Genomic DNA, 18,848 nt, shown 5'->3' with positions numbered 1-18,848 from the left:
TCAGCTCAACCCGCACGAGCAGTCGATGCCGTTGCCGCGAGAGAAGAAAAAGTCGCAGCCGGGGTGGTGCTCACGGTCGGTGCGCTGCACCGGCACCCGGTCGACTACGAACGCGCGTCGTAGTTGTGGTCCGCTGACGATCTCGCGGAGCTGCTGCACCTCGCTCGGCCACAGCCGGTAGCCCGACGACAGCCGGGCATCCACACCGAGCGAGAACGGGCCGGCGGTCTGCTGCTGGACGGCATCGGCACCGTGCTGCGTCCATCGGGTGATCGCCCCCAGCAGCGTCAGGCGAGCTTCGGACCTCTGGGCGTCGGTCGTGTCCGCACCAAACAGGCCGGGGGCGATGCGGCGAGCCTGCCCGTTGGCCCCGGCGACCATCAGCGCGACGGACGGGTGCGACCGCACGTCGGAGTTCCCCCGATGGCGTACCAGTGACGGAGCTTGAGCTCGGCGATCGGACGGGGAACGTGTGGGTCCATGAGTTGGCTGTGGCACGGCAGGCCGGGCCAGCAGTCCAATCCGACAACGGCTCCAGCAATGCCGACTAGGGAAGTGCCGGACAGCCGATCACGCTGCGGGAGCGACCTGTTGTCAGTGGTGCCGTTTATTGTGTGGCCGGAATGAAGTACCGGTACAGACCGTGCACTTCAGGAGGACGTGGGCACAGAGCCCGAGAACGGGGCACCAGTGACGCCGAGGGACAGCAACCGCATAGAGCCGGACGACCTGATCCGGGACCGCGAAGTCGACAACGCCCAAGGGGACCGGCTAGCTCACGGTCACATCGCCGAGCAGCTGTACGACGTGGTGCTGTCCGTTCCCACACCGACCAACATTGCTGTATGGGGGCCGTGGGGTAGCGGAAAGTCGGGGGTGGCCAATCTCCTCAAGGGACTCCTTGAGAAGCAGTCGGACGTACGCTTTGTGCGGTTTGACGCTTTCAAGTACGCGGAGAACCCGCTGCGCCGGAACTTCATCATCGCGGTCGCCACCGCCCTGGGGATCAAGGACAAGAAGTTCCACGAGGAGCTCTACGGCGGACGGGTCGCCGTGCGGCTTCAGTTCGAGCGCGGTGCCGTGTGGCGCCTCCTGAAGATGTTCGGCTGGATGTTCGGTGCCGTTGTCGCGTTCTTCGCCGTCGCCATGGCGCTCTTTGCCTGGTTGCACGGCGGGGCTTTCCGGCCGACGTTCGCAAACATGTTGGCTGGAGCGCTGAAGGCAGGCATCGCGCCGGCAGCACTGTTGACGTCTCTGATGGTGCTGGTCTCGCGAACCCTGACACGCGAGCACAAGACGGAAGCGGCTGACAGTGACGAGCAGTTCGAGAGACTCTTCGCCGACCTCGTCACGCGCTCCCGCGTAGATCGGCTTGTCGTGTTCGTCGACGAGCTGGACCGCTGTAAGCCCTCCGACGTCGTAGCGACGCTGGACGCCCTGCGCACGTTCCTGGGGGCTGACCGCTGCGTATTCGTCGTCGCCGCTGACCAGCAGGTCTTGGAAGAGGCACTCACGCGTGCTCTGGAACAGGCCACTCCTGCAGACACCGTCAACCCGTACTACAGCAGCGGAACTGGCTACCTGGACAAGGTGTTCCAGTACCAGCTCAGTTTGCCTCCTCTGCTGGTGCCCAAGGTGACAAGTTTCGCCGCCGACCTGGTTCGAGGGCGGGGCGGCGTATGGGCGACGGTGGACGTCAATTTGGTGGTGAGCGTTCTCGTGCCCTCGCATGTGCGCAGTCCCCGCCGGGTCAAGGCGCTGCTGAACACCTTCGTCCTTACGTACCGACTGGCTCAGCGACGGGCCGCGGACGGGCTGTTGGAGATCGACCCCGCCAAGCGGGTCGAGGAGATCGCCAAACTGGTCTGCCTCCGGGTGGAGTTTCCGCTGTTCGCCAGGGACCTCCTGTTGGACCATCGGTTGTGCGCATTCGTACTGGCGCTGGATGCCAACCCCGAGACCGATCTGGGCTTCCTCGTGAGTGAGCAGGTCAAGGAAGCCGCCCGCCGCTACGCGAACCTCGCCGCAGCCGTCGACCAGCATCTCAGTGACTCTGAGGACCTTGACGAGAACGAAGACGACAACGACGAGAAGAAGGCCGCTGACGTCCGGAGACACCACGGCCAGCAGCTCGTGGCCTACCTCAAGAAGACACGCAACGTGGCGGGCCCGGGCAGGGACCTGATCTTCATGGAGACCAGCGGTAGCGTGTTCGGACTTTCCGCCTCTGTGGCCGAGACACTGGAGCGGCAGGCCCAGAACGCCGAACTTGACGGCGTCCTTTCCTCTGTCGGTGAGCTTCCGGTCGAAGACCGCTCTGCCGCGCTGGCCCTGCTCCTGCAGCAGGCCCGGGACGCGATCGGCCTGGAGGAGGAGAACGTCGCCCACGCTGTCCTGGCCGTTTGCGGTGACGCAGCCGTCTCCCTGGACGGCACCGCGGACACCGCAGTCGAGACACTCACCCCGATCCTCACGAACTCCCCGCACGCACTACCGGACGGGGTACTACCCGGATGCTGGCGGCTGGCGCTGTCCAGTGACCGTCCGGCGGCAGTCGAGATGCGCACGATCGTTCTGCGGCACTCTGCCGTCCGAGACAGTTCCGCCACAGCCAGCATGGTGATGCGTCACGTCGAGCCAGCCCTGGCAGCAGATCCCGGCCTCGTGCAACAGCTGGTGTCGCAGCATCTGCTGGGCGAGGAGGAAGACATGGCCGACATGCTCGCCGAACTCTCCTCGTCTCAAGCCGCGATCCTCATGGAGCAGGTCGGGCCCTACCTCGCCAAGGAACTGCGGGCACTGATCGAGAAACACGAGGAATGGACGAAAGCGCAAGACCAGTCGGAATCCGTCCCCGCGGCTCCCTCTACGGAGCCGCGGTCGCCCGACGAGGCGATGCGGCGGCTGGAGGAGCTTCTGGAGCACTGGTGCGAGGAATGCCCCGATGCGGCGCACGCTGTAGTAGGACTATTGCTGGCACTGGACAGCAAACCGGGCCGGGACATCGTGGAACGGCACGCTGACGACATCCCCGCCGTACGGGAGACTGCCTTGACTCGGGCGGTACTGGCGAGCGCTCACCGACGTTCGATCAGTTGCTGGCCGACGTGGCTTGGGCTGATCGATCCGCGATCACCCATCACCGAAATGCCCGACGAGTTCAACACTTCGCTGAAGAAGCTGTGGGCGCTGGCCAGCAAGTCCGGCAACACGCTGAAGCCCGAGGAGGTCGGCCGCGCCGCGGGCAGCTTCATGCGGCTCTTCGACGACCAGCCCCCGGGCCAACATGCACATATCACGCCTTTCGTCCTTCCCTCGCTGTCCCGTCCTTCGACCGACGCGGAGGCCACGGAGCAGCTCCGGCTGCTCGACGTGCTGCGACCACTGGAGGAGAGCGGGCTACTGAAGCGTGCGACCTTCGTACGCCACCAGGCCGCAGCTGTCACCGAGTTGCTCACCGACGGCGATGACCTCCTGGTCGAACACGACAGTGCGATCCTGACCTATATCGCCTCCCTCCTGAACGACTGCCTGCGTGACCTGGGATCTCCGGGTCCCGCTTCGTTGGACTCCGAGGAAGCCCGCGCTCTGGTGGCTGCACTTGACGAGGGCGGCTGGATGCCCGGGAACGAGCACACTCGCCTGCAGGTCCGCGCGCGCCATCTCCTGGTGACCGGTGGCATGGACAGGGACAGTCTTCAGCCGCTGCCGACAGCGGCCGCCATGGCCGACTACGCCCGACGCTGTCCCGACTACGCCGGCGAAACACTGGCCGAGTGGATCGCGCTTGAACAGCCTTCGGCATCGGAGCTGCTCAAAGCGGTCTCGGCTGGCCTGCGGCAACCGTCACCGATGCAGACCAACGCCGCGTTGCTTCAGGCAGTCGCGTCACAGCTGGCTGCATTGTCCGCCCAGGACCAGGTCAGTTTCTGGCAGGGCCTGCTGGCAGGTCCGGGTACCCGTCTGCCTGTGCAGATGCTGACCTCGGCCGGGTGGGGGAGGCTCCCGGATGCCCTGACGGCCGAGTTGCTGATCGAGCGGTACTCCCGTGCATCCAAGAATCCCGACCGCCGCGCCGTTCTCGACCTGTGGAGGGCCGCGAACGTCACGAATCCAGCCGCCCGCCGCGACCTGATCCAAATGATCCTCCTGCCCATGCTCGAAGCCAACCAAGGATCCGCCGAACTTGCCATCCAGTACCTGTCGCAACTGATGGGGTCCGTCCCCAAGGGGATGGGCAAGGCCGTGCGCGAGACCGTCGAAGCCAGCGGCAAGAAGTGGCGCGGCCTCGAAGATCGCGGCATCAGGGCACTGACAGCCGTCGGTTACCGCACCGAACGCACCGGCTTGCTGAGAAGCCGCCGAATCAGCCGGAGCAACGACGACTGAGGAGGGGGAACCAGGATGATCACCCGTGAGGCCGCCGCACTCGCGGGCGGGATTCAACCACCGTCATCCCGTTGACAGACGTCTACCCGACCCGCGTCTCTCTCACCGGTTCACAATGCCGGACAATTACCCAAAGTCGCGCTCTGGCCAAGTTGCGCCGTAGCCGAATCGCCAACCACCCTCCAGCCTGGTAGTTCCGGGGCTTCGTCAGACACGACACCCCTTGATCCAGTTCCGAGCTGGCGCGATTAGCCTGATTGATAATTACTCATTCCGGTATGTGGCAAATATTTTCGATTGCCGACCTAGGCACTGGCATCCACCCTGAGTGGTATCGCCGGGGACCGTGGCGGTTGTGGTGGCAGTTGTCGTGTGCCGCGAGCGCCGGGTGACGCTGCTGGAATCGAGCGCAGTTCTTCGCCGACCGCCCAGGCGAGCGCCCGGTGGCGCGTGAACCTGCGGGCCGTGTCTCCGCGGCGTCGAAGTAAGCCGACCGCATCAGCTGCCTGTGCAACGAGGCCGTCCGTGCCCTTCTCAGGTGTGGCGCGGGCGAGGCAGCAAGGCGAACGCGCTCTCGGCAATCGAGGTCAGGCGGTCGGGGCTGTGGCCGTACGCGCCTACGACATCGCTCCCGCGGATGATGGTCAGCAGTAGGTACGCGAGGTCGTCGGGGTCCGCGTCGGGGTCGATGTCGCCGTTGCGCTGCGCCACTCGCACGCACTCGGCCACCGCCGTGGCGACCACGGAGAAGCAGTCGTTGGCCAGGCGTTTCACCTCGGGGTCGGAGGCGCCGATCTCCAGGGCCATCTTGGCGGCGAAGCAGGCCGCCCCCGCCCGGTCAGGGGCGGGGGGTAGGTCGGGGGCGAGTGGCACCCCGTGGACGGCGCGGAGCAAGTATGCGTGCAGTCGTTCCAGGGCGCCCTCGTCCGGTCCGGCGAGCGCCTTCGGCGCAAACTGCCCCAGCCGGGCGAAGTACCCGGACATCGCTTCCAGCAGCACGCCGTGCTTGCCGTCGAACGCTCCGTAGAGGCTGCCGCGGCCCAGGCCGGTGGCGGCGCTGATGTCGTCGACGCTCGTGCCGTTGTAGCCCGAGGCGCGGAACTGCCGTTCGGCGGCATGCAGGACGTGGTCGCGGTCGAAGCTTCGTGGTCTCGCCATGCGCCGAACGTAAAGCCGACCCACCGTATTTGACAACCCAGTACAGAACTATCTAGGTTTCGGACTGTTCAGTAAACAACCGTGCTGAGCTCACCGGACCGGCTTGGTCCGGGCGCGCAGGACCGTGACGCCGCGAAGGCGGCTTGGAGGTTGAACTCATGAGGTTCGGGGCGTGGCGCGCAGCTCGGCGCAAGAACGAGCCAGCCGGTGAAGGCTGCTTCAGAACCAATACTTCGGAGGACCTCATGACCGCGGTCAGTGCGGACAACACCGCACCGGAAGGCGCGATATCCCGTGATTGCTGCTGACGAGACGTTCGACGGCACGTGGCCGTATCCCGCCCGCTTCAACGAGGCTGCCGGCTTCCGCCAGCACTATGTCGACGAGGGCCCCTCACGCCCCGATCAGACGATCGTCATGCTGCATGGCGAGCCCACGTGGGGCTACGAGTGGCGCCACCTGATCGGGCCGCTGTCGCGTCACCATCGCGTGGTCGTCCCCGACCACATGGGCTTCGGCAAGAGCGAGACACCGCAGGATCGCACGTACGACGCGAGCGAACACATCCTGAATCTCGAATCGTTGCTCGTCGACACGCTCGACCTCACGGACATCACCCTGGTGCTCCGTGACTGGGGCGGCCCCATCGGCACCGGGTTCGCGCTGCGCCACCCCGACCGGATCTCCCGGATCTTCGCCACGAACACCGTGCTGCCGCTCGCAGACGACATCGCCCCTCTCATGAAGGCCAACGGCGTCGAGAGCCGGTGGTTCCAGTGGGCCCACTCGGCGCTCCCGGACGGCTCGTTCGAGCAGATCCTCGGCAACGCGGGTCACACCATCGCCCACCTGATGATCGACCTGCAGCATGTCGCCCGGCCCGAGATCGCCACGCCGACCTGGATCCGCGCCTACTCCAGCCCCTTCCCGACCCCGGCGGAGTGCCGCGGTGTCATCGCCTTCCCCCGGCAGGTCCTTGAGGGCCCCCAGGGTCCCCCGCCCGGGCCGCCGCCCATGGAAGCCGTCGCCGCGCTGCGCGCCGTGCCGGCCATGCTGGCGGTCGGGATGCGGGACACCGCACTGCTGCCCCAGTACGTCATCCCGTCGTTCAGGCTCAGCTACCCCGACGCACCTGTGGTCGAGATTCCGGGCGCCGGCCACTTCCCGACCGAGTACGCTCCCGAGACGCTGCTGGCACTCCTTGAGCTGTTCCTGCAGACGTCCGCGCGCACCTGAAGGCCGAACGGCCGGCTCCGAGGGCGTGTGGGTGGCCGGCAACGCCGCCGATCTGGTCCCCCAGGTCGGGGCCTCGCGGCGGCCGGCGCTGACATCAACAGGATGCCGGCCACCGCGGACACCGACGCGGCCCTCCAGGGGATCACCGAGGCAAGCCCACGAGGGGCCACAGGGTGATCTTGAAGACCTGAGATCTCGGCCCGTCACCGCTCGCCTCACCTTCGTCGCGAGGAAGCCGACCTGTCTTCCTGTCTGAAAACCGATCAGTTTTCACCCTGTTTCAGTCATGCCCAGCAAGCAAGCAGCAGGAGCGTCCCGCTGAGGCAATGCCCCGCTCCTCGACGTCCTCGCCCGTCTCGACGACTCCACATCCTCGGCTTCCTGAACGGCCGCCCCCACCCCCCACCAGATGGAGAACACGACAATGTCGGAGCGCAATCCCATGGGCAGGAACACGACATCGCCACAGCGGGCCCTGGTGGTCGGCCTCGGGATCAGCGGGATCGCCTCCGCGCTGCGACTGCATCGCGCGGGCTGGGACGTAGTGGTGCTGGAGAAGGCCCCCGAGCGGCGCCGCGGCGGATACTTCATCGCCCTGTTCGGGACCGGGCTCGCCGCCGCCGAACGACTGGGCTTCGCCGATGCGGTGCCGAATCGCGTCGCTCCGGAAAGCGTGAGCTACGACGTCGACCGCACGGGTCGGCGCCGCCGCGGATTGAGCTACGCCGACGTGTTCGGCGGGTCTCGACTGGTGGTGCGGGGCGACATCGAAGACGCGGCCTTCACCGCCCTGCCCGACGAGGTCGAGATCCGGTACTCGACCGTGCCGATCGCGCTGGACCAGGACCCCGGCGGGGTGGACGTCGAGATCCGCGACCTGACGACGCAGACGACGACCGTCGAACGTTTCGACCTGGTGGTCGGGGCAGACGGACTGCGCTCGACGGTGCGCCGGCTTGCGTTCGAGCCCGAGCAGAGCCCGATCCGTCGGCTGAACTACATGATCGCCGTGTACAGCCTGCCCGAGCCGATACCCGGCTACCGTCCCAGGGACGGGCTGACCATGGCCGAGGCGGGCCGATCGGTGTGGGTGTTCCCGTTCGCCGACCGTCTGCCGACGGTGATGTTCTCCTACCGCACCGACGACGTGGACGCCGAGTTCACCCGGCCGGCCATCGACTCGCTGCGCGCCGCCTACGGCCCCGAGCCCACCGGCTCCACGCTCGGTTGGCTGCTCGACCAGTTCGAGAAGGCCCCGGACCACCTGTTCGACTCCGCCGAGCAGGTGCACCTCGACCACTGGCACCGCGGTCGAGTCGTGCTCGTCGGCGACGCCGCGTGGTGCCTGACCGTTTACTCCGCCATGGGGGCGTCCACCGGCCTGGCCGGGGCGGACCTGCTCGGCACCGTGCTGGAACGCCACCCGCACGACGTGCCACGAGCGCTGCGGGACTGGGAGGACCACCTGCGCCCGTTCATCGACCACCACCGCGGCAGCGCTGTGAGCCAGCGCGGTTTCTTCACCCCGGGCAACCGCGCCGAGTTGCTGCTTCGGTCCGTGATGATCCGCATCGCCCGGCTGCCGATCGCCGGCCGGCTGCTCGCCAAGACGAGGACCAACAGTGCGCGGATGAAGAGTCTGGATATCGCCGCCGCTGCGGCGTGAGTGGAGTTCCTCGAATACGAGCGGGAGAACGAGGTCGTCCGGGCCCGCTACTCGCCGCTTACTTGCTACTTGGTCCGGGCTTGCCGGACCGCGACGCCGCGAAGGCGGCTTGGGGGTTGAACTCATGACACAGATGACCCAGCGACCGCCCTTTGGCGAGGACTCCCCGGCCAGGGGGTCCCAGGCGAGCGACCGCGTCCGGCATCGGACGGTTCAGGCAGGCGGACTGGAGGTGCCGATCCTCGAGGCCGGCAGCGGGCCGCTCGTTGTGTGCCTCCACGGGTTTCCCGACCATGCCGCCAGCTGGGCAGGGATCCTCGACCGCCTTGCGCAGGAAGGGTACTGGGCGGTCGCGCCCGCACAGCGCGGATACTGGCCCGGCGGCGCGGCACCCGACGGCTCCTACCGCGTTGCCTCGACCGGCCAGGACGTCCTGACCCTGATCGAAGCGCTCGGGCGCGAGCAAGCGGATCTAATCGGCCACGACTTCGGAGCCGCGGCGGCGTACGGGGCAGCGAGCCTCGACGCGAGGCGTGTCCGCAAGCTTGTCACCATGGCGGCTCCCCATGGCCGTCAACTGATGAACGCATTGGTCACCGACGGTGACCAGCAGCGACGCAGCTGGTACATGTTCTTCTTCCAGACAGCCCTGGCGGAGGCGGCCGTCGCGCACGACGACTTCGCCTTCATCGACCGGCTCTGGCGGGAATGGTCACCCGGCTACGAGCTGCCGCACGCGGAGCGTGCCGCGCTCAAGGAAACCCTGGGTGCTCCAGGAGTCCTGACCGAGGTCCTGGGCTACTACCGCCAGTTGTTCACGCCCCCCGCGGACGAAGCGCCCCAGTCCCTGCAAGCCCGGGCCTTCGGCGCCATCACCGTCCCGTCGCTCTACCTCCACGGCGCCGACGACAACTGCTTTGCCGTGGAGTTGAGCGACGGTATGGACGACCTGTTCACGAACGGCTTCGAACGCATCGTCATACCCGGCGCGGGGCACTTCCCGCACGTCGAACAGCCCAAGACGGTCGCCGATCGCATCCTGGGCTTCCTGAACAGCTGACCCTCCTTTGACCGCCCAGGTCGAGGCCTCCGCAGCGGGCGGCGCACTGGCCGGCGCCGACATCAACAAGATGCTGGTCCTCGCGGACACCGACGCGGCCCTCCAGAAGACCGCCGAAGCAAGCCCCGAAGCGGCCACACGATCATCTCGAAGCCCTGAGCTCCCAGCCCGCCACCCACTCGGCCAATGCCGCACTCCTCGACTTCCTCGCCCGCCTGGACGACTTCACATCTTCGGCTTCCTGAACGGCCGACCCACCCCAACCAGATGGAGGACACAACAATGTCGGAGCGCAATCCCATTCTGATCACCGGCGCCGGCGGTCACGTCGGTGGCGTGAGCAGAGTGATGATCAACATGCTGCTCGAACAGGGCCACCCGGTGCGCGCGTTCGTGCGGCGGGACGACGAACGCGCGCAGTCGCTGCGCGAGGCCGGGGCCGAGGTCTTCGTCGGTGACCTGTTCAAACTCGCGGACGTGGCCGCCGCGCTGAAGGGTGTCAAGCGCATCTACTTCAGCATGACCCCGCAGCCGTACTACGTCGATGCCCTCACCTTGATGGCCACGGCGGCGCGAGCCCAGGGCGACATCGAGGCCTTCGTGCACATGTCCAACCACGAGCAGTCGTACATGACGTTCGAGAAGATGACCGCACCGGATGAGGAGCGGCGTTCCTGGCTCGGCGGACTGGTCACGGACTGGTCACCGCAGCAGCGGGCGCACTGGGTCTGCGAGCGGGTGCTGGAGTGGTCCGGCCTCCCGACCGTCAACGTGCGTGCGACCCTGTTCGCCGAGAACCCCCATCTGACCTGGATGCTAGCGGGCCCGCTGAGCAACGGTGAACTGCGCCTGCCCTTCGGCAACCAGCGGCTCGCGCCCATCGCCGTGCACGACGTGGCAGAGGTGTGCGTGAAGGCGCTGGTCGACCCCGCACCGCACATCTCGAAGTCCTACGCGCTCACCGGCCCGGAGCTGAAGGACATGTACGGGTTCGCTGAGGACTACGCAGCCGTGCTGGGACGCCAGGTCGTCTACATCCCTGAGGAATTGGAGACCTGGCAAGATGCCTTCCTCGACGAGACCGCACTGCAGAAGGACCTGGGCGACCCGGGTACGGCCCGGCACGTGGCGGCGCACCTGAGGATCCAGACCAGTCTGATCGCCAGCGGGCGGTACGACGAAGTCTCCGACCAGCTGGAAACCCTGCTCGGGCGCGCACCGCGGACCCTGCGGTGGGTGCTGCAGAACAACACTCGCCTGCGCGAACTGGTGGGCGCCCCGAGCCAGTGAGAGCTCCGGAGCAGAGCATGACGCCACACCGGAGTCCTCAGCCTGAGGGGCGGCTCTCAGGCGTCGGGGCGGGCGAACAAGGGGCGCTGTTGACGAGCGGCGAACCAGGTGACAAGTACCCCCTCCAGCGGCCGAACGGGCCGACCTGGCCAGGGCGTTCGGCTCCGTGTGCCCCGGGCCCTTCGCGCGGTGCGACACCCAGGGGACCATGCGTGCTCCCCTGGGTGTCGTGCATGCGCGAGCAGCGCGGCCAGGACGTCGTTCGCCTGGTCCTCGGTCTGTTCAACGACCGTGTCCATCGCGTCGATAGCCCTGCTGCCGGGCTCGGTGAGCTCCAGGCGGGTCGGTCGGTCCGGGGCGATGATCTCCGGCTCGGCCGGGTGCCGGCCTCCTCGGTTTCGGCGAGCGCGCGGCAGACGGAGGCGACCGAGGGGTGCTGTCCGGCGTTCTCACCGGTCTTGAGGATCAGCTTCTTCGCGATCTCGGGGACGCCTTCGTCCTTCACTGCGCGGGCGACGGTGACTGGTCGGCGGGGATGACCACGCGGTACTTGTCGTCGGTGACCGACGCGGAGGCCCGCCGTGAACTCGCCGAGCTGACCGGCCGTTCGACGGGGCCGGTGACGATCGCCGCGTTCTCCTCGGGCGACTGCTCGTCCCGGCCCTGTCAGTCGCCCCAAGGACGCTTCTGGCTTCGTCATGCTGTCCCGCCGCCGAGGCGTCGACAGGCCGTCGCGTGGCTGATGCACGCACGCCGCCATGCCTGGGACCAAGAACCGCTCATCCGGTACTGAGGCACTGAACACCGGGGCCGTCATCACCCTCATGCCCAGGCGTCTCGCACGGGCGGATTCCCGCAGCCCGTGCTCCATCTGCTCTCTAGGCGGAGGCGGCAGCCACGAAGAACGGAATGGCGATGAGGAAGCGGCCGGCCTCGGCGCGTCGGCGCTGTTCGGCGACCCACTCATCGGCCTGGTCACGGCCGACCGCACCGCTCGTGCAGGCCCCCTCGGAGAGCATGGTGGCCAACGACAGCATCGCGGGATCGGTGAACACGCTCGTGTGCACCTCGACGGTGACGTCGTCGAAGCTGCCGTCCAGGAGCAGGTTGCGGTACTGGCGCCCGGCGCGGGGCGTGCCCAGGAGGTCGGCACGGCCGTGCACGATCGTGCGGGTGAGTGCCGCGTCATCAGAGTCGACCATGATGGCGTCCCAGTCCTGCCCGACCAGGACGATCCTGCCGCCCGGGCAGAGGACGCGCCGCGCTTCCGCCACCGCGCGCCACGGCTCCTGAAGAAATTGGAAGACCTTGTCGGCACGGTAGCCGCGCACACTTCCGTCGGCGAACGGCAGATCCTCCGCCCCCGCCTCCCAGAACTCGGCCCCCGGCCACCGCTCCCGGGCCGCGGCCAGAATCCACGGATCGGGATCCACGCCCACCGCGTGGACGCCACGCTCTACCAGCTCGCCGACGGCCCGCCCGGCACCGCAGCCGACGTCCACGACAGACGAGCCCGGGACAAGAGACAGCAGTTCATAGGAGCGGGCCCGCAGCAGGCTTGCGCTCGGCATCTGGTCCATCGCGTCGAGCAGGGCCAGCATGGCCTCGGTGTCTCGGTGCTTTTCCACAGCTTCCTTCTTGCGGCACGGTTGGGTCTCGCACGCACGTCCTGCGGTACGGGGAGTTGATGGGCCTGCTGCACCGCGTACGGGACACGGGCTGACGCCGTCGCTACGGCGCGGACGGCGCCGTGCCCTTGTCAGTGGTGCTGCGGGCGAGGCAGCAGGGCGAACGCGCTCTCCGCTATCGAGGTCAGGCGCTCGGGGCTGTGGCCGTACGCTCCCACGACATCGCTGCCGCGGATGACGGTCAGCAGAAGGTACGCGAGGTCGTCGGGATCCGCGTCGGGGTCGAGGTCGCCGTTGCGCTGCGCCGCTCGCACACAATCGGCCACCGCCGCCCGGACGACGGAGAAGCACTCGTTGGCCAGGCGTTTCACCTCGGGGTCGGAGGCGCCGACCTCCAGGGCCATCTTGGCGGCGAAGCAGGCCGCCCCCGCCCGGTCGGAGGCGGGGGGTACGTCCGCGGCGAGTGGCACCCCGTGGACGGCGCGGAGCAAGTACTGGTGCAGTCGTTCCAGGGCGCCCTCGTCCGGTCCGTCGAGCATCTTGCGCGGACCCTGCGCCAGCCGGCCGAAGTAGCCGGTCATCGCTTCCATCAGCACGCCGTGCTTGCCGTCGAACGCACCGTAGAGGCTGCCCCGGCCCAGGCCGGTGGCTGCGCTGATGTCGTCGACGCTCGTGCCGTTGTAGCCGGCGGTGCGGAACTGCCGCTCGGCGGCATGCAGGACGTGGTCGCGGTCGAAGCTGCGTGGTCTGGCCATACAAAGAAGGTAAAGCCGACCTACACTTCTTGACAAGCCAGTACAGAACTGCATAGGTTCCGGACTGTTCAGTAAACAACCGTCCTGAGCTCGCCGGACAGTGCCCGACAGGGCCATGCCCATAACCCGAGGAACCACCATGCAGACAGCTCACCGAGTGGCCCTCGTGACGGGCGCCTCCTCCGGGATCGGGCGGGCGGCGGCGCTCGCCCTGGTGGGCGCCGGCTTCACGGTGGTCGGCACGAGCCGCAACGCAGCGAAAGCGGAGCCGCTCGCCGGGGTGACGTTCCTCGATCTCGACGTGGCCAGCGACGAGTCGGTCCGCTCCCTGGTCGGGGAGGTGATCGATCGGTTCGGCCGGATCGACGTCCTGGTCAACAACGCAGGCGTGGGCGCGGTCGGCGCCGGCGAGGAGAGCTCGATCAGCCAGGCCAAGGAGGTCTTCGACATCAACGTCTTCGGCCTGATGCGGATGACCAACGCAGTACTGCCCCACATGCGCGCCCAGGGCAGTGGCCGCGTACTCAACGTCTCCTCGGTCCTCGGTCTGATCCCGGCCCCCTTCATGGCCGTCTACGCCGCCACCAAGCATGCGGTCGAGGGCTACTCCGAGTCCGTCGACCACGAACTGCGCGAGCACGGCGTCCGGGTGCTGCTGGTCGAGCCCGCCTACACCAGCACGAGTTTCGAGGCGAGCAGCATGGCACCTGACTCGCCCTTGCCGGTCTACGCCGCACAGCGGGAGATCTCCCGAGACGTGCTGGCCACGGCCGTGCGCAACGCCGACGGCCCGGACGTTGTCGCGAAGGAGATCGTCGCGGCCGCCACCGATTCCAGGCCCAAGCTCCGGTACACCGCCGGCCCGATGGCCAAACGCGTCAGCCTCCTGCGCCGGATCGTGCCCTCGCGCGCCTTCGACGGACAAATCCGCAAGCTCAACCGACTGGCCGGCTGACCCCGCAGTACGGGGCGGCGCCCGAGGAGACGCACATGTCCAACCCAGAGACACCGAAGCCGGCATCGCCACCTCTCGTTCGACCGCCCTTGGACGCTGCGCGGACCGTCATCATGACCGTGGACGACGATCCCGGGGTGTCCCGGGCCGTCGCCCGTGACCTGCGGCGGCGCTACGGCGCGTCGTACCGGATCGTGCGGGCGGAGTCCGGTGAGTCCGCGCTGGAGGCGCTGCGGGAGCTGAAGCTGCGCGGTGATCTCGTCGCGGTGATCCTGGCCGACTACCGGATGCCGCAGATGAACGGCATCGAGTTCCTCGAACAGGGCCTGGACGTGTATCCGGGGGCCCGCCGCGTGTTGCTGACGGCGTACGCGGACTCGAACGCGGCGATCGACGCGATCAACGTCGTGGACCTCGACCACTACCTCCTCAAGCCCTGGGATCCGCCCGAGGAGAAGCTCTACCCGGTGATCGACGATCTGCTGGAGGCGTGGCGGTCCAGCGACTACCGGCCCGTCCCGGCCACCAAGGTGATCGGCCACCGCTGGTCGGCGCGCTCCTCGGACGTCCGGGAGTTCCTCGCCCGCAACCAGGTGCCCTACCGCTGGTACTCCACGGAGGAGCCCGAGGGGCAGCGGCTGCTCGCGGCGGCCGGAGCGGACGGGGAGCGGCTGCCGGTGGTGATCACGGCGGACGGTACGGCGCTCGTCGAGCCGGAGGTGCCCGAACTGGCCGCGCACGTGGGGCTGGCGACGACACCCACGGCCGACTTCTACGACCTGGTCGTCATCGGCGGCGGTCCGGCCGGGCTGGGCGCGGCCGTGTACGGGGCCTCGGAGGGGCTGCGTACGGTGCTGGTGGAGCGGTCGGCGACCGGCGGACAGGCCGGACAGAGTTCGCGGATCGAGAACTATCTGGGCTTCCCGGACGGGGTGTCCGGTGGCCAGCTCACCGACCGGGCGCGACGCCAGGCCACAAAGTTCGGCGCCGAGATCCTCTCCGCGCGGGAGGTGACCGGTCTGGAGAGCAGCGGGGCGGCGCGGCTCGTACGGTTCGCAGACGGGTCGCAGATCGCGGCGCACAGCGTGATCCTGGCAACCGGTGTGTCCTACCGGAAGCTTCAGGCGCCGGGTGCCGACGAGCTGTCGGGCCGCGGGGTGTTCTACGGCTCCGCGCTCACCGAGGCTGCCGCCTGCCAGGGGCACGACGTGTACATCGTCGGCGGCGCCAACTCAGCAGGGCAGGCGGCGATGTACCTGGCCAGGGGCGCCAAGTCGGTCACGCTGCTGGTGCGCGGCGCGGACCTCACCGCGTCCATGTCGCACTACCTCATCCAGCAGATCGCCGAGGCACCGAACATCTCGGTACGGGCCCACACGGTCGTCGAGGCCGCGCACGGCGAAAACCAACTGGAACAGCTGACGTTGCGCGACACGACGAGCGGTCAGACCGAGCGGGTCGACGCCCAGTGGCTGTTCGTGTTCATCGGCGCGGCCCCGCTGACCGACTGGCTGGAGGGCACCGTGTTGCGGGACGAGCGCGGGTTCATCCTGGCCGGGCCCGACCTCACCCCCGACGGGCGGCCACCGGCCAACTGGGAGCTGGACCGGCCGCCGTACCACCTGGAAACCAACATCCCCGGCGTGTTCGTCGCCGGGGACGCGCGCGCGGAGTCCGCCAAGCGGGTCGCGTCCGCCGTCGGAGAGGGAGCCATGGCCGTGATGCTCGTCCACCGGTATCGGGAACAGTCATGAGCGGGCAGTTGATGCCGTGCAATGCGGCGGAGATCAGCTCACTGTTCCTCTTCGAGAAGCTCAGCGCCGAGCAGATCGACAGGCTGTGCAGCGAGGGACGGGTCGAACTGTTCGAGCCCGGGCCGGTGTTCACCGAAGGTGACCCGGCGGCCTGCTTCTACGTGATGATCGAGGGCGCGGTCGTCATGTCGCGCCGGGTAGGCAGCGACGACATCGAGGTGAGCCGCACGTCCCAGCCAGGGGTGTACGCGGGGGCCGTGATGGCGTACGTCGGGGACGGGAAGCCGCAGCGGTACATGAACTCGCTGCGGGTGACCGAGCCGACGCGGTTCTTCGTCCTGCCCGCCGAAGCGTTCGCGCACTTCATGCACGAGTGGTTCCCGATGGCGATCCATCTCCTGGAGGGGCTCTTTCTCGGTTCGCAGACCTTTCAGCGGGCCGTCGGGCAGCGCGAACGGCTGCTCGCGCTGGGCTCGCTGTCCGCAGGTCTCACCCACGAGCTCAACAACCCGGCCGCGGCCGCCGTACGGGCCACCGCATCGCTCAGGGACCGGGTCGCGCACATGCGCACCAAGCTCGGCGTCATCGCCTCGGGCCCCTACCACGGCGACGCCCTGAAGGCCCTGGTCGACCTCCAGGAGCGTACGGCCGAGCGGGTCTCCAAGGCGCCGGCACTCGGCCCGCTCGAAGCGTCCGACCGGGAGGACGCACTCGCCGACTGGCTGGACGACCACGGTGTCCCGAACGGCTGGCAGATCGCGCCGACCTTCGTGCAGGGCGGTCTCGACGTCGAGTGGCTGGAGCAGATCGCGGCGGCATGCGACCAGGAAGAGATCCTGCAGAGTGCCATCGGGTGGCTCACCTACACGGTCGAGGCCGAGCTGTTGATGTCCGAGATCGAGGACTCCACCAGCCGTATCTCGCACCTCGTCGACGCCGCCAAGCAGTACTCGCAGCTGGACCGCGCCCCCTACCAGGTCGCCGATGTCCACGAACTCCTCGACAGCACGCTGCTGATGCTGTCGGGCAAGATCGGTCCACAGGTCAAGGTCGTGAAGGAGTACGACCGCTCGGTGCCGCGGATTCCGGCCTACCCGGCCGAACTGAACCAGGTGTGGACCAACCTGATCGACAACGCGGTCTTCGCCATCAAGAGCGCCGGCGGAGAAGGGACGCTGACCGTCCGGACCGCCCTCGAACACGACCGGCTGCTCGTGGAGTTCCGGGACACCGGACCCGGAGTGCCGCCGGACGTCAGGGGACGGATCTTCGATCCCTTCTTCACCACCAAGCCGGTGGGTGAGGGCACGGGGCTGGGGCTGGACATCTCCTGGCGGATCGTCGTCAACAAGCACCACGGTGACCTGAAAGTCGAGTCCGTACCCGGCGACACCCGCTTCCAGGTGCTGCTCCCCCTCACCGCCACCGAGCCCGACACCTCTCCCGACCCGGCCCAGGAGCCCTCATGACCAAGGACACCGGTATCGACCCCAGCGTCCCGCCCAGCGGTGCCGGCTGCGTCGAGTGCGACGCCGACGGCGGCTGGTGGTTCCATCTGCGGCGCTGTGCCCAGTGCGGTCACATCGGCTGCTGCGACGACTCACCCGCCAAGCACGCCACCGGCCACTTCCGGGACACCGGCCATCCGGTGATCCGCAGTTACGAGCCGGGGGAGACCTGGTTCTGGAACTTCGAGACGTCCGAGCTGTACGAGTCCGGTCCGGACCTGGCTCCCCCGGACGCCCACCCTGCCGACCAGCCCGCGCCGGGCCCGGCGGGGCGTGTGCCGGCGAACTGGGCGGACACGCTGCGCTGAGCCTGGCCGACCAGGGCCTCTTGCAGAACATCCGCGCCGGGCTGCGGGTCATGGCCGAGCAGTGCTACCGGCCGACGCTTCACCGGATCACCGGCACGGCCCTCGCGGGCCGCTGAGACAGGACACTTCGGGCGACCGTACCTCTTTGCGCCCTGATCAACTTCACAGATCAAAGAAATGAGCGGATTGCCCGTGTTGCGGCATTCTCCTCGCCTGAAAGGACAGAACCATGGAGCGCAACGAGTCTCCCGACGCGACGTACGCGAGAACCTGGAGCGACGGCCGCGGCGAGATGCGGTTCTTCACCCGGGCCGACGGTTCGCGGCTGCGCTACTACACGGTGGGCACCGGCCCCGCCCTCGTGCTGATGCACACTGTGCGCGGTCAGCTCGACTACTTCCAGCGCGTGATCCCGCTGCTGTGGGACCACTACACCGTCTACGCGCTGGACCTGCCCGGGATGGGATGGTCCGACATCGTCCCCGGCGCCCAGTACGAGGAGCCGCAGCTGCGGGCCGCGGTCGTCGAATTCGTCCGCGGACTGGACCTGCACGACGTCACCCTGTCGGGCGAATCGCTCGGCGGCGCCCTGTCCCTGCAGGCATCGATCGACCTGAAGGACCGGGTCAGCCGGGTCGTGGCCTTCAACAGCTACGACTACCCCCAAGGAGGCGAACGCGGAAACTTGATCGCCCGCCTCATCATCTCCAGCGTGCGGATGCCCGTGCTGGGCCCCTTCTTCGCCACCCAGGAGCCGCGGCCGATCTTCCGGGCCATTCTGCAGGGCGGCTACGTCGACAAGTCCAAGCTGCCCGAGGACTTCATCACCGAGCTGCTGAGGAGCGGCCGCCGCCAGGGCTACGACAAGGTGGGCCGAGGGATCTTCCGCAGCCTCAAGGGATTCGACCGGGCCCGCGAGCGTTATCCGCGCGTGTCGGCACCCGTCACCCTCGTCTACAGCGAGAACGACTGGTCCAAGCCCGCCGAACGAGACCGCGTGGCCGACGCGCTGACGGACGTCCACCGCATCACCGTGCCCCGCACCGGCCACTTCTCCGCCTTGGAGCGCCCCGACGAGATGGCACGCATCCTGCTCGACGCCGCCTGACCCCAAAACGACCGGCACCCGCGCCCATTCCCG

The 18,848-nt window shown here is 68.1% G+C and carries 15 protein-coding genes; 11 read left to right on the top strand and 4 right to left on the bottom strand.

Annotated elements, in window-relative coordinates; all coding sequences use genetic code 11:
* Positions 1 to 408 (bottom strand): hypothetical protein, encoded by a 408-nt coding sequence (locus U5640_RS36650; protein ID WP_340382417.1) that lies wholly within the window; start codon positions 406 to 408, stop codon positions 1 to 3.
* A 252-nt stretch (positions 409 to 660) separates the two neighbouring features.
* On the opposite strand from U5640_RS36650, the gene U5640_RS36645 reads away from it, so the two are divergent.
* On the top strand, positions 661 to 4,389 hold the full coding sequence (locus U5640_RS36645; RefSeq protein WP_340382415.1) for a P-loop NTPase fold protein: 3,729 nt from the start codon (positions 661 to 663) through the stop codon (positions 4,387 to 4,389).
* A 534-nt stretch (positions 4,390 to 4,923) separates the two neighbouring features.
* Here the strand turns inward: U5640_RS36645 and U5640_RS36640 are convergent.
* Positions 4,924 to 5,547, bottom strand: coding sequence for a TetR/AcrR family transcriptional regulator (locus tag U5640_RS36640; RefSeq protein ID WP_340382413.1), 624 nt, complete (start codon positions 5,545 to 5,547; stop codon positions 4,924 to 4,926).
* 294 nt (positions 5,548 to 5,841) lie between these two features.
* On the opposite strand from U5640_RS36640, the gene U5640_RS36635 reads away from it, so the two are divergent.
* From U5640_RS36635 to U5640_RS36615, 5 genes are all read left to right on the top strand, one after another.
* Positions 5,842 to 6,783 (top strand): alpha/beta fold hydrolase, encoded by a 942-nt coding sequence (locus U5640_RS36635; RefSeq protein ID WP_340382411.1) that lies wholly within the window; start codon positions 5,842 to 5,844, stop codon positions 6,781 to 6,783.
* A 409-nt stretch (positions 6,784 to 7,192) separates the two neighbouring features.
* Positions 7,193 to 8,449: an FAD-dependent monooxygenase gene (locus U5640_RS36630; protein WP_340382409.1), complete on the top strand. Its 1,257-nt coding sequence runs from the start codon at positions 7,193 to 7,195 to the stop codon at positions 8,447 to 8,449.
* 124 nt (positions 8,450 to 8,573) lie between these two features.
* A complete protein-coding gene (locus U5640_RS36625) occupies positions 8,574 to 9,509 on the top strand; it encodes an alpha/beta hydrolase (protein WP_340382407.1) in 936 nt (311 codons plus the stop codon).
* A 267-nt stretch (positions 9,510 to 9,776) separates the two neighbouring features.
* Positions 9,777 to 10,799 (top strand): NAD(P)H-binding protein, encoded by a 1,023-nt coding sequence (locus U5640_RS36620; protein ID WP_340382405.1) that lies wholly within the window; start codon positions 9,777 to 9,779, stop codon positions 10,797 to 10,799.
* A 233-nt stretch (positions 10,800 to 11,032) separates the two neighbouring features.
* The gene (locus tag U5640_RS36615) at positions 11,033 to 11,338 is read left to right on the top strand and encodes a hypothetical protein (protein ID WP_340382403.1); all 306 of its coding nucleotides are present in this window, start codon (positions 11,033 to 11,035) and stop codon (positions 11,336 to 11,338) included.
* A 339-nt stretch (positions 11,339 to 11,677) separates the two neighbouring features.
* Here the strand turns inward: U5640_RS36615 and U5640_RS36610 are convergent, their stop codons facing one another.
* The gene (locus U5640_RS36610; protein WP_020134194.1) at positions 11,678 to 12,400 is read right to left on the bottom strand and encodes a methyltransferase domain-containing protein; all 723 of its coding nucleotides are present in this window, start codon (positions 12,398 to 12,400) and stop codon (positions 11,678 to 11,680) included.
* Positions 12,401 to 12,558: 158 nt separating this feature from the next.
* Positions 12,559 to 13,182 (bottom strand): TetR/AcrR family transcriptional regulator, encoded by a 624-nt coding sequence (locus tag U5640_RS36605; RefSeq protein WP_340382401.1) that lies wholly within the window; start codon positions 13,180 to 13,182, stop codon positions 12,559 to 12,561.
* 139 nt (positions 13,183 to 13,321) lie between these two features.
* On the opposite strand from U5640_RS36605, the gene U5640_RS36600 reads away from it, so the two are divergent.
* The 5 genes from U5640_RS36600 to U5640_RS36580 all read left to right on the top strand — a co-directional run bounded on the left by U5640_RS36600 (position 13,322) and on the right by U5640_RS36580 (position 18,815).
* Positions 13,322 to 14,137 (top strand): oxidoreductase, encoded by an 816-nt coding sequence (locus U5640_RS36600; RefSeq protein ID WP_340382399.1) that lies wholly within the window; start codon positions 13,322 to 13,324, stop codon positions 14,135 to 14,137.
* 113 nt (positions 14,138 to 14,250) lie between these two features.
* Entirely contained in the window at positions 14,251 to 15,891 is a 1,641-nt protein-coding gene (locus tag U5640_RS36595) for an FAD-dependent oxidoreductase (protein ID WP_340382397.1), read from the top strand.
* Positions 15,888 to 17,360: an ATP-binding protein gene (locus U5640_RS36590; RefSeq protein ID WP_340382395.1), complete on the top strand. Its 1,473-nt coding sequence runs from the start codon at positions 15,888 to 15,890 to the stop codon at positions 17,358 to 17,360. The genes U5640_RS36595 and U5640_RS36590 overlap by 4 nt, the downstream gene beginning before the upstream one ends.
* Complete coding sequence (locus U5640_RS36585) at positions 17,357 to 17,707, top strand: UBP-type zinc finger domain-containing protein (protein WP_340382393.1); 351 nt, start codon at positions 17,357 to 17,359, stop codon at positions 17,705 to 17,707. The genes U5640_RS36590 and U5640_RS36585 overlap by 4 nt, the downstream gene beginning before the upstream one ends.
* A gap of 229 nt (positions 17,708 to 17,936) precedes the next feature.
* Positions 17,937 to 18,815: an alpha/beta hydrolase gene (locus U5640_RS36580; RefSeq protein WP_340382391.1), complete on the top strand. Its 879-nt coding sequence runs from the start codon at positions 17,937 to 17,939 to the stop codon at positions 18,813 to 18,815.
* The last annotated feature ends 33 nt before the right edge of the window (positions 18,816 to 18,848 follow it).

Origin of the sequence: Streptomyces sp. SS7 (genome assembly GCF_037993025.1) — a bacterium.
Classification (GTDB): domain Bacteria; phylum Actinomycetota; class Actinomycetes; order Streptomycetales; family Streptomycetaceae; genus Streptomyces.
Note: the sequence above shows the minus strand (reverse complement) of the source record. Positions and strands in the feature narration are given on the sequence as shown.

Excerpts from the sequence above, each read along its gene's own strand:
- U5640_RS36590 (WP_340382395.1), top strand. The coding sequence starts at position 15,888 with ATGAGCGGGCAGTTGATGCCGTGCAATGCGGCGGAGATCAGCTCACTG.
- U5640_RS36610 (WP_020134194.1), bottom strand. The coding sequence starts at position 12,400 with ATGCTGGCCCTGCTCGACGCGATGGACCAGATGCCGAGCGCAAGCCTG.
- U5640_RS36640 (WP_340382413.1), bottom strand. The coding sequence starts at position 5,547 with ATGGCGAGACCACGAAGCTTCGACCGCGACCACGTCCTGCATGCCGCC.
- U5640_RS36615 (WP_340382403.1), top strand. The coding sequence starts at position 11,033 with ATGCGCGAGCAGCGCGGCCAGGACGTCGTTCGCCTGGTCCTCGGTCTG.
- U5640_RS36605 (WP_340382401.1), bottom strand. The coding sequence starts at position 13,182 with ATGGCCAGACCACGCAGCTTCGACCGCGACCACGTCCTGCATGCCGCC.
- U5640_RS36595 (WP_340382397.1), top strand. The coding sequence starts at position 14,251 with ATGACCGTGGACGACGATCCCGGGGTGTCCCGGGCCGTCGCCCGTGAC.
- U5640_RS36580 (WP_340382391.1), top strand. The coding sequence starts at position 17,937 with ATGGAGCGCAACGAGTCTCCCGACGCGACGTACGCGAGAACCTGGAGC.
- U5640_RS36600 (WP_340382399.1), top strand. The coding sequence starts at position 13,322 with ATGCAGACAGCTCACCGAGTGGCCCTCGTGACGGGCGCCTCCTCCGGG.
- U5640_RS36630 (WP_340382409.1), top strand. The coding sequence starts at position 7,193 with ATGGAGAACACGACAATGTCGGAGCGCAATCCCATGGGCAGGAACACG.
- U5640_RS36585 (WP_340382393.1), top strand. The coding sequence starts at position 17,357 with ATGACCAAGGACACCGGTATCGACCCCAGCGTCCCGCCCAGCGGTGCC.
- U5640_RS36620 (WP_340382405.1), top strand. The coding sequence starts at position 9,777 with ATGGAGGACACAACAATGTCGGAGCGCAATCCCATTCTGATCACCGGC.
- U5640_RS36625 (WP_340382407.1), top strand. The coding sequence starts at position 8,574 with ATGACACAGATGACCCAGCGACCGCCCTTTGGCGAGGACTCCCCGGCC.